Here is a 12,618-nt window from a genome sequence, read left to right as displayed (position 1 = left end):
CCTAAAATGGGAAACCGCGGCTGAACAATCGCATCACGATCATGGGATAAGCGATTACATCTATGTAAGAATAGCCAAGGCCGGTTGCCGCCTCTAGCGAAGTGCCTTAGGTTCGCCGCGAATAAACGTCATTGCGGTCGCTGACCCAATCAAGAAAGCTTGCCTCCCGTGTTTCACTCTTTCTTCCCCCAGCCAAAGCTGTTCTTCACCTCGATGGTGGTCTGGACGATCCTCTGCATAGCAGTCTGGTATGCGTCTCTTTCCGATTTGGGGACACATCTGGGTTTCGTCATGCCCCCAGAAGGGCAGGAGCCCTATGACCTCAGCTATTTCGTGTTGTGGGGGAATCTCTGGTTCTACGGGTTTTTCTTTTTATGCACCGCGATTTTCTGTGGGGCATGGCACATCAAAGCCTGGGATCATCCCTGGAAGCTCTGGTCGATCTGGGGCTCGGCGCTGATTATTCTGGTCACCTATTTCGGTGTCCAAGTGTCCGTCGTCGTCAATAACTTCCGCCGTCCGTTCGGGGACCTCTTGCAGGCTGCGCTTACGAAGCAGCCTGGGGTGACGGTCGAGAGTTTCTACACGTTGATGATAATCTTCGCGCAGATCGCCTTCCTCAGCATGTTTGTTTCCATCCTGACGGACTTCTACACCAGCCATTATATCTTCCGCTGGCGTACGGCGATGAACAGCTTCTACATGTCGAAATGGGAAAAGCTGCGTCACATCGAAGGCGCTTCGCAGCGTGTGCAGGAAGATACGATGCGCTTTTCCAGCACCCTGGAAGGATTGGGCATCAGCCTGATCAACTCGGTGATGACGCTGATCGTCTTTCTGCCGATTCTGCTTGCGCTTTCGAGCTATGTCACCGAACTGCCGATCATCGGCAAGATTTCCCATTCGCTCTTCTGGTTGGCGCTCTTCTGGTCGGCTTTCGGCACAGTGTTGCTGGCGGTTGCCGGCATCAAGCTGCCCGGCCTGAATTTTAAGAACCAGCGTGTGGAAGCAGCTTACCGCAAGGAGCTCGTCTACGGCGAAGATAACGGCGAGCGTGCGCAGCCGGCGACAGTCGGAGAACTCTTCGCGAACGTCAGGCGGAACTATTACCGCATTTACTTCCACTACGTCTATTTCAACGTCGCCCGCTATTTCTATCTGCAGGCCGACTCGATGTTCGTGTTGTTCATGCTGGTTCCGACTTTTGTCGCCGGGGCGATCACCTACGGCATATACCAACAGATCGCGACCGCCTTCGGTCAGGTCAGCAACTCGTTCCAGTATCTCGTCAATTCCTGGACGACGATCATCGAGCTCCTGTCAATCCACAAGCGCCTCAAGGCCTTCGAAGCGGCGATCGATGACGAGCCGCTGCCGAAGATCGACCAGAGCTATCTGGAGCGCGAGACCGGCATCGTGCATGTTGACGGCTGACGAAAAAAAAGGCTCCGGAAACGGGGCCTTTTCAATGACGACTGTGGTGGGGAAGTGAGGGCGTCAGGCTGAAAGGATAATCGAGGAGCTTCCGTTTGCCGCGCCGCCGGCCCTTCGCTTCGGCTCAGGGCGTTCATCGCTGCAATCGACTCACAGAGTCGATTGCTCGGGCTTCGCACAATCGCTCCTCACCCCTGCTGCAGCTTGCCGCGCGCCGCGATCAATGGGATTGCCTCGGAATAGCTGACGCAAGCGACTCCGTCCTTATGGCAGACGTCGCTGACGAAGCGGTCCAGCGCCCGCCAATAGGCGCCGTCGTTCATTTCCACAAAATGGAAGCCGAACTGCACCGGAATGCGGTCGCCTTCATATTGTTTGGCGAAGGCGGCTTCGAAAGCATCGAAAGTGCGGTCTTCGAAGGCCTTGGAATCCGCCTTGTCTTCGACGCCCTTGGAATGGTGGACATAGAGATTATAGTCCATGCCGATCACCAGATGGTGGTCGGAACCTTCGGGGATCAGCGGCAGGCCGAAGCGGTAGATGCCGTCGACTACCTGCGGCAAAGCCGGGCCCTTGGTCACGAGGCTGGCGTCGTACTGGAACCCCATGGCTTTTTCGGCCGGCACCAGGCCGTCGCTGGTCGAAAGATAGGGCGCGCGGAAGCCCTTGACGTCTTTCGTCGCAAATTCCTGCCAGCCCGGCGGCTCCTTGTCCGCTTCGCCGACGTTCTTCCACGCGTCGCGCAGCGCGATGCGTGCGTTCATGAATTCCTGCTGCCAGTCCGCCGATGTCCACTTCTTGCCGTCGAAGTGGCCGCAGGCGTGGCTGGAAATATCATGGCCTTCGAGATGCGCGCCCCAGATATTGGCGATACGCGTGCGCACGTCGTCGTCGCTCTTGGCGAAGCCGACGTTCGATTTGCCGGCTTTCTGTCCCGGCGCCTGATAAGCCTTGGCCTGATCGTGGTTCATCAGGAAGGTGCAGGAGAGGAAATAGGTGAAATGCGCGCCGTTGCGCGACGCGATCTCGCGGCTCTTCGTCCACAGCGCATTGTCATGCGCGCCGTCGAACGAGATCATCACCAATTGCTTCGGCTTTTCCTGGGCCTCGGCGATCGCGGGCAGGGCAAGGGAAAGGGCGAGGGAGGCGAAAGAGACAAAACGAAACATGGGCACCGCGAAAATTGTTGAAGTGGGCACGAGTTCATCCGCAATCCTTTTCACGCTTTTCACTGCGCAAACCTGCGGTTCGGAGGTCATGCCGGGCTTTCTCGTCTCCGTGCCGATCAAATGCGGCAAAGCTGCGGTCCCGCTGGCAATTTTTCGCCATAGTCGATACTGGTGTCTTCATAAGACACGAACGGGATTTCACTCATGTCACTGCTGATCCTTGGCATCATTCTTTTCCTTGGCATTCATCTGATCCGCGTCGTGATACCCGGTTTCCGTCGCTCGATGATTTCGAGCATCGGCGAGGGCGGCTGGAAGATCGGCTATTCGATCGCCAGCATCGTCACGCTGATTCTGTTGATCTACGGCTTCGGGCAAGCGCGCGACTCGACCCCGATCTGGTCTCCGCCCTTCTGGATGAGCCATATCACTATTTTGCTAATGCTTTTTGCACTGATCTGTCTCGTCGCTTCGCTGCTGCCAGCCGGGTATATCGCCGTCAGGACGAAGCATCCGATGGTGCTGTCGGTGAAGATCTGGGCCTTTGCGCATCTGCTTTCCAATGGCGATGGCGCAGCCATGCTGTTGTTTGCCGCCTTCCTGGCTTGGGGCGTCATCATGCGGATCTCGCTGAAGCGGCGCGAACGTGCGGGCGAGATCTCGCTGCGGCCCTTCGTTTCGGCGAAATACGATCTTTATGCCGTTGTCATCGGTATCGTGGTCTGGGGATTGATCATTTGGAAGCTGCACGAGTGGATTATCGGGGTTTCGCCGCTCGTTATGTGATGATTTCTGCCATTCCCCCTTACAACGGCCGCAAAATGGAGTAGAAGGCCCCACTACCCATAAGCTCTTTGCAATATTTTGGCCTGGGCCGGAGACGAGAATGGCATTCAACGACGATAGCTTCATCCGCGAGGTGAACGAAGAACTGCGTTCGGACCAGTTGCGGTTCGTATGGCGCCGTTTTGGCCGGCTTATCATCGGTGGCGCCGTGCTTATCGTTCTCGGCACGGCCGCCTTTAGCGGCTATCGCTACTGGTCAGGACGCCAGGCCGGCAGCAGCGGTGATCAGTTCATCTCCGCGCTGACGCTGGCGGATCAGAACAAGACGGACGAAGCGCTGGCCGCGTTGGCGACCATCGAGAAGAGCGGCAGCGGTTCCTATCCGCTGCTGGCGCGCATGCGCGCTGCCACACTGCAGGCGCAGAAGGGCGATACGGCCGGTGCGATTGCTGCCTTCTCGGCGATCGGCAAGGAGTCCGGTGTTCCGGCCGTAATCCGGGATGCGGCTCGCCTGCGTGCGGCCTATCTGCTTGTCGATACGGGCACGTATGACCAGGTTGCCGCCGAGGCCCAGGAGTTGGCCGTGCCGGCAAACGCTTTCCGGCATTCCGCACGTGACGTGTTGGGTCTTGCCGCCTACAAGGCCGGCGATTTCGCCAAGGCGCGTCAATGGTTCCAGGCGATCGTCGACGATCCCCAGAGCCCGCGCAATGTCGGCAACCGCGCCCAGATGCTGCTCGATCTCATCACCGCATCCGGCAAGGCACCGGTCGCTAAAGGCTGAAGGGTAAATCACTAAATGAGTTTCACGGTCGCGATCGTCGGTCGCCCGAATGTCGGCAAGTCCACTCTTTTCAACCGTTTGGTTGGCAAGAAGCTGGCGCTCGTCGATGACACGCCGGGTGTAACGCGCGACCGCCGTCCTGGCGATGCGCGCCTCGTCGATCTTCGTTTTCGCATTGTCGATACCGCTGGTCTCGAAGAAGCCGACGAAGAGACGCTGGAAGGCCGCATGCGTGCCCAGACGGAGGCTGCGATCGATGAAGCAGACCTGACGCTGTTCGTCGTCGACGCCAAGATGGGTTTGACCCATGTCGACAAGACGCTCGCAGAAATGCTGCGCAAGCGCGGACGTCCGGTGGTTCTCGTCGCCAACAAATCGGAAGCGCGAGGCTCTGACAGCGGCTTCTATGACGCTTTCACGCTCGGCCTTGGCGAGCCTTGCCCGATCTCTGCCGAACATGGCCAGGGTATGATGGATCTGCGCGACGCTATCGTCGAGGCGCTCGGCCATGAGCGTGCCTTTCCGCCGAGAGAGGATGAGGCGGAGACGAATGTCAGCATTCCGCGCCCTGCCATGGGTGAGGACGGTGAAGAGATCGACGAAGAGCCGGCCTATGACGACACGCGGCCGTTGCGTGTCGCCATCGTCGGCCGCCCGAATGCCGGCAAGTCGACGCTGATCAATCGTTTCCTCGGCGAGGACAGGCTGCTGACCGGTCCGGAAGCCGGAATTACCCGCGACTCGATCTCGGTCGATTGGAGCTGGCGCGGCCGTACCGTGAAAATGTTCGATACCGCCGGCATGCGCCGCAAGGCCAAGGTGATTGAAAAGCTCGAAAAGCTCTCCGTCGCCGATGCACTGCGCGCCATTCGTTTCGCCGAGACCGTAGTCATCGTCTTCGACGCCACCATTCCCTTCGAGAAGCAGGATCTTCAGATCGTCGATCTCGTCGTCCGCGAGGGCCGGGCCGCCGTGCTTGCCTTCAACAAGTGGGACATGATCGAGGATCGCCAGGCAGTGCTTGCCGACCTGCGCGAAAAGACCGACCGGCTGCTGCCGCAGGCGCGCGGTATTCGCGCCGTTCCGATTTCCGGTCAGACGGGCGAGGGATTGGACCGGTTGATGCAAGCGGTCGTCGATACCGACAAGGTCTGGAACAAGCGCGTGTCCACCGCCAAGCTCAATCGCTGGCTGGAGACACAGCAGGTTCAGCATCCGCCACCGGCGGTTTCCGGCCGGCGTATCAAGCTGAAATACATGACCCAGGTGAAGGCGCGCCCGCCGGCCTTCATGATTTCCTGCACCCGCTCGGATGCGCTGCCGGAATCCTATGTGCGCTACCTGATCAACGGCCTGCGGGAAGATTTCGCCATGCCGGGCGTGCCGATCCGCATCCATTTCCGCTCGTCGGACAATCCTTACGAGACCAAAAAGAAGCGATGACGGCCTGAGGGATCAGGCCGCGTTCTTACTGAGCGCTTCGCGCAGCTTGATGATTTCCGCTTTCAACCGTGTCAGCTCGTTCGCCGTGGTATCCGATGCATCCAGGATACAAGCGGGGATGCCGGTGGCCTTCTTCTTCAAACCGACGCCTTCGCTGGTCAGGCTGATCAGCACCTGACGCTCATCTTCCTTGCTGCGGGTGCGCTGAATGAAGCCGGCGGCTTCCAGGCGCTTCAGCAGCGGCGTTAGCGTACTTGATTCCAGGAAAAGCTTTTCGCCGATACCGCCGACGGTCTGGCCATCCTCCTCCCACAACGTCACCATGACGAGATATTGCGGATAGGTGAGGTTCAACTCATCGAGCATGGGCTTGTATAGCCGGTTCATCGCATGGTTCGCCGAATAGAGGGCGAAGCATATGAAGGTGTCCAGTTTCAGTGGGTCGTCTGTCATTTCCAGCACTCCGTAAGCGACCTTACTTAAATCGTGCAATAAATAATCGTATACATAAAAGCGCATGGGAGCCATGCATTTCTTGGTATTGCAATGCAAAGCCCCATCTGAGAACCGCGGCTGGGTATTTAGCGCCAATACGCCAAGCCCGGCCCGTTCGCGGATGGCCAATAGCACCTGCGCCGCTCCCAGGTATGTGGCGGAACATCCAAGGAATTCAATTTTGACGTTTGCTGCTGGTCATATCGACTAGAACATGAAGGCAGAGCGTCGCTGTGCGTGCCAGTGAACGCGGTGGACCGGCCAACTGTTCCCGCATGCCATAGTGCGCAGACAATATCGCCGCTGCGCCGGCGAGAGCCGGTCGTGATGTGACGCTCGTTCTTTGTCGTCTACGGGATGGAAGAGAATATTGAACGCATGCGTGCTTCGCACGAAACGGCGGCCGTCGGCGGCCGGCGAATAGCCCGCACTTTAGTGGTTTTGCGTCAACATCCGGCCGCGATGATTGGCGAGGCGGACGTTGCCGATGAATTGCGTGGTGGCAGCTTCCCAGGAATAGTTGAGCGCCAGAGCACGAGCCGCCTCGCGGGAAGAGGAGAATGCGGCAAAGCAGGCTTTCGCCAGATCTTCGTCGACGACGCCGGCCGCATCATTGCCGCCAAGGATATCGGCAGGGCCGGTGACGGGATAAGCGGCGACGGGAACGCCGCTCGCCAGCGCCTCCAAGATGGTATTGCCGAATGTATCGGTCTTTGACGGGAAGACAAAAACGTCAGCTTGCGAATAGGCATGCGCCAGCGCTTCGCCGAACTTCGAGCCGAGGAAGAGCACTTTTGGATAAAGTTTCTGCAACTCGGCCCGCGCCGGTCCGTCGCCGACGACGACCTTCGAGCCAGGCAGGTCCAGATCGAGGAAGGCCGGCAGGTTCTTTTCGAGCGCCACCCGGCCGACGGTCATGAAGATAGGGCGGGGCAGGCCGAAGGGGTTGTCTTCCAGCGGCTGCGGGCGGAAAAGCGTCGAGTCGATGCCGCGGCTCCAGGGCAGCAGATTGTGAATGCCCTTCTGCTTGAGCTCATTGGCAAGGCTCGGTGTCGCCACCATGCAGCCGGAACCGGCATTGTGAAACCATTTGACGAAGGCGTAGAGCCAGCTTTGCGGGATCGGCAGCCTGGCCGCGACATATTCGGGAAAGCGAGTGTGATAGCTCGTCGAAAACGGCATGCCGTTTTTCAGGCACCAGCGCCGCGCCGTCAGCCCGAGCGGGCCTTCTGTCGCGATATGCACATAGGTCGGCCGGACTGCTTCGATCCTGGCGGCGACCTTGCGGTAACTTGCGATCGACAGGCGGATTTCCGGGTAGGTCGGGCAAGGGACGTTGCGAAAACCTTCCGGCGTGATCATGGCGACATCGACGCCGATGCGCGCCAGTTCGCGGTTGGTATTTTCGATGGAGCGGACGACGCCATTCACCTGCGGATGCCAGGCATCGCTGACGATGAGCAGGCGCTCCGGGTTTGCGACCGGGGTTGCCCCTTCAGCCCATGCTCTGTGATCGATGTCCGACAAGCGCTGCAACATATCCAAAAACGTTCCATCCGCACCGCACCCTCATGGTGTCGGTACAACCCAATCCGGTGCAGCAAAGATGATTCCCGCGCCTGTCCTATTGTGCGGGGTGTCCATGATGGAAATATTACAGCCTTAGCCGGCGGCTTGCAGCTTTTCCGGCGGCACCAAGGCACCGTGTTCCTGAATGACCCTTGCGGCGATTTCTGCGGCAAAATGGGCGGCGGCGACGGGGTCGTCATGTTCCAGATAATGGGCAAGGAACGCGCCATTGAAGCTGTCGCCGGCGCTGGTGGTGTCGATGACCTTCGCGACCTTGACGGCTGGAACGAGCGTTTCGCCGGCATCGGTTCCGACGGTCGCGCCATCGGCACCGTTCTTGACGACGACCATATTGGCGCCGTGCAGCCGGTAACGGCGGATGGTGCCGGCGATCGAATCGTCGCCGAAATGCGAGACCTCGTCGTCGAAGCTCGGCATAACCAGCGTCGAGGCACGGGCGCCTTCACCGATCATGGTGTGCATGGCATCGAAGCTCGACCAGAGGCGCGGGCGCAGGTTGGGGTCGAAGACCACCAGCTTGCCGACCGCCTTGGCGCGGCGGAGCTCGGCGAGCAATGTCTCGGCGTCTTCATGCGAGAGGATCGCCAAGGTAATGCCGGAAAAATAGAGGACGTTGGCCCCCTCGATCGCGGTGCGAAGCTGATCGCCATCGGCGGCAAGCTGGCGGGCGGCCGAACTGTCGCGCCAATAGCTGAAAGAGCGCTCGCCATCCTTCAGGTTAATCATGTAGAGGCCGGGCGTCTTGCCACGGAGGCGGCGAATGCTCGACGTGCCGATGTCATGCGCTTTCATGAAATGCAGCATTTCGTCCGACATCGCATCATCGCCGAGGGCGGTGAAATAATCGACGGACCAATCGGCCGGCAGGCAGGCGCGGGCGTACCAGGCCGTGTTGAAGGTGTCGCCGGCAAAGCCCTTGCGCAGATATCCGTCCTCGGCCTGCGACAGCTCCACCATGCATTCGCCGATCGATAGAAAATGCCCGCCCAAGACGTCCTCCTGCCTTTTCCTTCGCTGCTGCATACGCGGATGCGGCTGCTTGAGCAAGGTGGACGGCGGGCTGCGCCGTCCACCTTTTGAGCCTTATGGCCTGTCCATATGATAGCACGCCGCGGTCTGGCCGGGGCGAACTTGCTCAGTCGGCGGCATCTTGGTCCTGCAAATATCCGTCGCCTTCCAGCAGCGTGGCGAGAAGACGCAGCCGGCTGGTGGATTGAGCGGCGAGGGCGGGTCGCCCTGCAGGCGGATACGCTCGCGCCCGCGCGCCCGCTTCGGGTCGGGGATGGGTGCGGCGGAGAACAAGGCCTGTGTATAGGGATGGGCTGGATGGTCGAAGACGGTGGCGGCGTCGCCCGCTTCCACCACCTTGCCAAGGTAAAGCACCAGCACGTCGTCTGAGATCAGCCGCACGACGGAGAGGTCATGGCTGATGAAGATCAGCGTCAGGCCGAACTCCTTGCGCAGCTTGCGCAACAGCGTGATCACCTGACCCTGGATCGATACGTCGAGGGCCGAGACCGGTTCATCGCAGACGATCAGCTTCGGCCGCGTCACGACTGCGCGGGCAATGCCGATGCGCTGCGCTTGGCCGCCGGAGAACTCATGCGGGTAGCGATTGATCATTTCCGGCACGAGCCCGACCGCCGCCATGATCTCGCGGACGCGCTCCTGCCGCTGCGCCTTTGTCAGCTTCGGCTCGAATACGGTCAGCGGCTCGGCGATGATGTCGCCGACCGTCATGCGCGGGTCGAGGGAGGCGATCGGATCCTGGAAGATGATTTGCATGTCGCGGCGGGCGGCACGCATTTCCTCTTCGGAAAGATCCAGCAGGTTTCCGCCTTGCCACATGATGCGGCCCTTCTGCGCCTTGATCAGCCGCAGGATGGAACGGCCGAGTGTCGACTTGCCGCACCCGGATTCGCCGACGATGCCAAGCGTGCGCCCGGTCTTCAGCTCGAAGCTGACATCATTGACCGCCGTCAGGACCAACGGCGGTTTGAAGAGAGATTTCGATGGCAGCTCGAATTCGGTGGTCAGGTGCTCGACCTTCAGAAGCGTGTGTTCAGCCATGGATGAGGCTCCGTTCCTGCTGGGCAGAGAGGGGATGGAAGCAGGCGGCGCAGCGTTGCGGCGCAAGCCGGTCGAGCGGCGGCGGCGCGTCCAGGCAGTCGTCCTGCACATGGGCGCAGCGCGGCGAGAAAGAACAGCCGCGCGGCAGATGCATCAGGTTCGGCGGCCGGCCGGGTATGACGGCGAGATCGTCGACATCCTGATCCGGCCGCGGGATGGAGGCGTGCAGCGCCGCGGTATAGGGATGGGCTGGATTTTCGAAGAGCTCTTCGACCGGTGCCTCCTCGACGATACGGCCGGCATACATGACGGCGACGCGATCGGCGAGGCCAGCCACGACGCCGAGATCGTGGGTGATCATCACCAGCGCCGTGTTCATTTCCGCGGTCAGCTCGTTGAAGAGATCGAGGATCTGCGCCTGGATGGTGACGTCGAGCGCCGTCGTCGGCTCGTCGGCGATCAGGAGCTTCGGCTTGGTGAGCAGCGCCATGGCGATGACGATGCGCTGGCGCATGCCGCCCGAGAGTTCGTGCGGATAGAGATTGAAGCGTCGCGTCGGGTCAGGGATGCCGACGCGCTTCAGCATGTCCAGTGCTGCGGCAGACGCCGCGCGCGCCGAAAGCCCGCCATGGACTTCGAGCTGCTCGGTCAATTGCCGTGAGATCCGTAGCGAGGGGTTGAGGGCGGTCATCGGGTCCTGGAAGACCATGGCCATGTCCTTGCCGCGCACATGGTCGAGTTCGCGTGGCTTCAGCGTCAGGAGGTCCTTGCCATCCAAAAGCGCTTGGCCGCTGGTGCGGCCGTTCTTGGCGAGTAGGCCCATCAGGCCGAGGAAGGTCTGGCTCTTGCCGGAGCCGGATTCGCCGACGATGGCGATGCGCTCGCCACGGCCGATCGTCAGGTTCATCTTCGAGACGGCGGCCACTTCGCCTTCCGGTGTACGGAAGGTGATGGAGTAGTCTTTGAGTTCGAGAAGCGTATCTGTCATGTCAGCGATCCTTCGGATCGAAAGCGTCGCGTAGGCCATCGCCGATGAAGAGCAGGCTCATCAGCAGGGCGACAAGAAAGCCGGCGGGGAAGAACAATAGCCAGGGCGTGGTCTCCATGCCGGCGGAGCCCTCGGCGATCAGCGTGCCGAGCGAGGTCAGCGGTTCCTGCACGCCGAAGCCCAGATAGGACAGGAAGCTCTCCGTGGCGATGATCTCGGGAATGGTGAGCGTCGCGTAGATGACGACCGGCCCGACGAGGTTCGGAACGATGTGCTTGAGAATGATCTTGAACGATCGCTGGCCGGAGGCCCGCGCCGCTTCGATGAATTCCCGCTGCTTGATGGAGAGCGTCTGACCACGCACGATGCGAGCCATAGTGAGCCATTCGAGCGCCCCGATCGCCGCAAACAGCAGATAGACGTTGCGGCCGAAGATCACCATCAGCAGGATGACGAAGAGGACGTAGGGGAGGGCGTACATGATGTCGACGAAGCGCATCATGATCGCATCGACACGACCGCCGAAATAGCCGGCGACGGCGCCATAAAGCACACCGATAACAACCGAGACGAGGGTTGCCACCAGGGCGACGGTCAGCGAGACGCGCGTGCCGTAGAGCGTGCGGGCAAGCAGGTCGCGGCCGTTGCCGTCGGTGCCGAAATAGTGGCCGGCGGCGAAGTCCGGAGGGCCGCGGAAGGAGGTCCAATCCGGATCTTCATAGTTGAAGGGCAGGAAATACGGGCCGAATATGGCAACCAGAACCAGCACTGCCAGCACGATCAGCGACAGCGCGGCAGCCTTGTTGCGGAGCAGGCGACGCATCGCATCGCCGGTGAGGGAGCGCCCCTTGGGTGCAAGCCCCTCTGCCGAAAGCAATTCCGCTTCCAGCAATTCTCTCTTGGCGGAATTGAGGATCATCGCATTCTCACTTTCGGGTCGAGCCAGGCATAGGCGATATCGACCAGCAGATTGAGGACCACGATCAGGACCATGTAGAAAATGACCGTGCCAAGAACCATGCCGTAGTCGCGGTTCAGCGCCGCGCCGACGAAGTAGCGGCCGACGCCGGGAAGGCCGAAAATGCTTTCTACCACCAGCGAGCCGGTAAGCAGATAGCTTGCTGCGGGTCCGAGATAGGACACGACGGGCATCAAGGCGGGCTTCAAGGCGTGCCGAATAACGGTGAGCCGTGGGCCTATGCCCTTAGCCTTGGCGGTACGGATAAAGTTCTGGCTCATCACCTCGATCATCGAGCCGCGCATTAGGCGCGAAATGCGTGCCGCATGCGGCAATGTCAGAACGATGACCGGAAGGATCAGGAACCTGATCGAGCCATTGCCCCAACCGCCGACCGGCAGCCAGCCAAGCGTATTGCCGAAGACGAGCTGCAGGATCGGGGCGATGAGGAAGCTTGGCATCACAAGGCCGATGAGCAGTCCTCCGCCCAGCCAGTAGTCGGCGCTCCGGTTCTGATAGAGCGCCCCAAGACAGCCGACAACCACGCCGATGATCGTTGCAAGAACGAAGGCGGCGCCGCCGATTGTCAGCGTATAGGGAAAGCCGGACATGATCTGCTGGGTGACGGTGAAGTCCTGGTTAGCGAAAGAGGGGCCTAGATCGCCCTTCATGACGTCGCCGACATAGATCAGATATTGCTCAACCAGAGGCTTGTCGAGGTTGTAGTGAGCCGCGAGGTTGGCTTTGACTTCCGGCGGCAATGGCCTTTCGCCATCGAAGGGGCCGCCGGGAGCGAGGCGCAGAATGAAAAAACACACTGTCACGGCAATCCACAGGACGGGGATTGTCGACAGCAAACGACGGAGAGCGTAGCCAAACATGGTCTTAGACGGCCCCCTCC

The 12,618-nt window shown here is 60.3% G+C and carries 12 protein-coding genes; 4 read left to right on the top strand and 8 right to left on the bottom strand.

The features are described 5' to 3' along the window. The first annotated feature begins 168 nt into the window (after positions 1–168). Entirely contained in the window at positions 169–1,434 is a 1,266-nt protein-coding gene (gene sbmA, locus N2601_RS10930) for a peptide antibiotic transporter SbmA (RefSeq protein WP_104823815.1), read from the top strand. 188 nt (positions 1,435–1,622) lie between these two features. Here sbmA and N2601_RS10925 read toward each other — a convergent pair whose 3' ends face one another. Then, complete coding sequence (locus tag N2601_RS10925) at positions 1,623–2,603, bottom strand: polysaccharide deacetylase (protein ID WP_104825167.1); 981 nt, start codon at positions 2,601–2,603, stop codon at positions 1,623–1,625. Positions 2,604–2,807: 204 nt separating this feature from the next. Here N2601_RS10925 and N2601_RS10920 point away from each other — a divergent pair, with 204 nt between their 5' ends. From N2601_RS10920 to der, 3 genes are all read left to right on the top strand, one after another. Continuing rightward, on the top strand, positions 2,808–3,389 hold the full coding sequence (locus tag N2601_RS10920; protein WP_104823814.1) for an NnrU family protein: 582 nt from the start codon (positions 2,808–2,810) through the stop codon (positions 3,387–3,389). 100 nt (positions 3,390–3,489) lie between these two features. Then, the gene (locus N2601_RS10915) at positions 3,490–4,173 is read left to right on the top strand and encodes a tetratricopeptide repeat protein (protein WP_104823813.1); all 684 of its coding nucleotides are present in this window, start codon (positions 3,490–3,492) and stop codon (positions 4,171–4,173) included. Positions 4,174–4,188: 15 nt separating this feature from the next. Next, complete coding sequence (der, locus tag N2601_RS10910; RefSeq protein WP_104823812.1) at positions 4,189–5,616, top strand: ribosome biogenesis GTPase Der; 1,428 nt, start codon at positions 4,189–4,191, stop codon at positions 5,614–5,616. Positions 5,617–5,628: 12 nt separating this feature from the next. Here the strand turns inward: der and N2601_RS10905 are convergent, their stop codons facing one another. From N2601_RS10905 to N2601_RS10875, 7 genes are all read right to left on the bottom strand, one after another. Continuing rightward, on the bottom strand, positions 5,629–6,069 hold the full coding sequence (locus tag N2601_RS10905; RefSeq protein ID WP_104823811.1) for a MarR family winged helix-turn-helix transcriptional regulator: 441 nt from the start codon (positions 6,067–6,069) through the stop codon (positions 5,629–5,631). A gap of 474 nt (positions 6,070–6,543) precedes the next feature. Then, the gene (locus tag N2601_RS10900) at positions 6,544–7,650 is read right to left on the bottom strand and encodes a glycosyltransferase family 4 protein (RefSeq protein WP_104823810.1); all 1,107 of its coding nucleotides are present in this window, start codon (positions 7,648–7,650) and stop codon (positions 6,544–6,546) included. Between the two features lie 123 nt (positions 7,651–7,773). Further along, positions 7,774–8,691: a sugar kinase gene (locus N2601_RS10895; RefSeq protein ID WP_104823809.1), complete on the bottom strand. Its 918-nt coding sequence runs from the start codon at positions 8,689–8,691 to the stop codon at positions 7,774–7,776. 93 nt (positions 8,692–8,784) lie between these two features. Then, a complete protein-coding gene (locus tag N2601_RS10890) occupies positions 8,785–9,771 on the bottom strand; it encodes an ABC transporter ATP-binding protein (protein WP_104823808.1) in 987 nt (328 codons plus the stop codon). Next, on the bottom strand, positions 9,764–10,759 hold the full coding sequence (locus tag N2601_RS10885; RefSeq protein WP_104823807.1) for an ABC transporter ATP-binding protein: 996 nt from the start codon (positions 10,757–10,759) through the stop codon (positions 9,764–9,766). Before N2601_RS10885 ends, N2601_RS10890 begins: the two co-directional genes overlap by 8 nt. A gap of 1 nt (position 10,760) precedes the next feature. Beyond that, positions 10,761–11,678: an ABC transporter permease gene (locus N2601_RS10880; protein ID WP_104823806.1), complete on the bottom strand. Its 918-nt coding sequence runs from the start codon at positions 11,676–11,678 to the stop codon at positions 10,761–10,763. After that, positions 11,675–12,598, bottom strand: a complete 924-nt coding sequence (locus tag N2601_RS10875; RefSeq protein ID WP_260303087.1) for an ABC transporter permease subunit — start codon at positions 12,596–12,598, stop codon at positions 11,675–11,677. The genes N2601_RS10880 and N2601_RS10875 overlap by 4 nt, the downstream gene beginning before the upstream one ends. Positions 12,599–12,618: the final 20 nt, after the last annotated feature.

Origin of the sequence: Rhizobium sp. CB3060, from assembly GCF_025200735.1 — a bacterium.
Lineage (GTDB): Bacteria > Pseudomonadota > Alphaproteobacteria > Rhizobiales > Rhizobiaceae > Rhizobium.
Note: the sequence above shows the minus strand (reverse complement) of the source record. Positions and strands in the feature narration are given on the sequence as shown.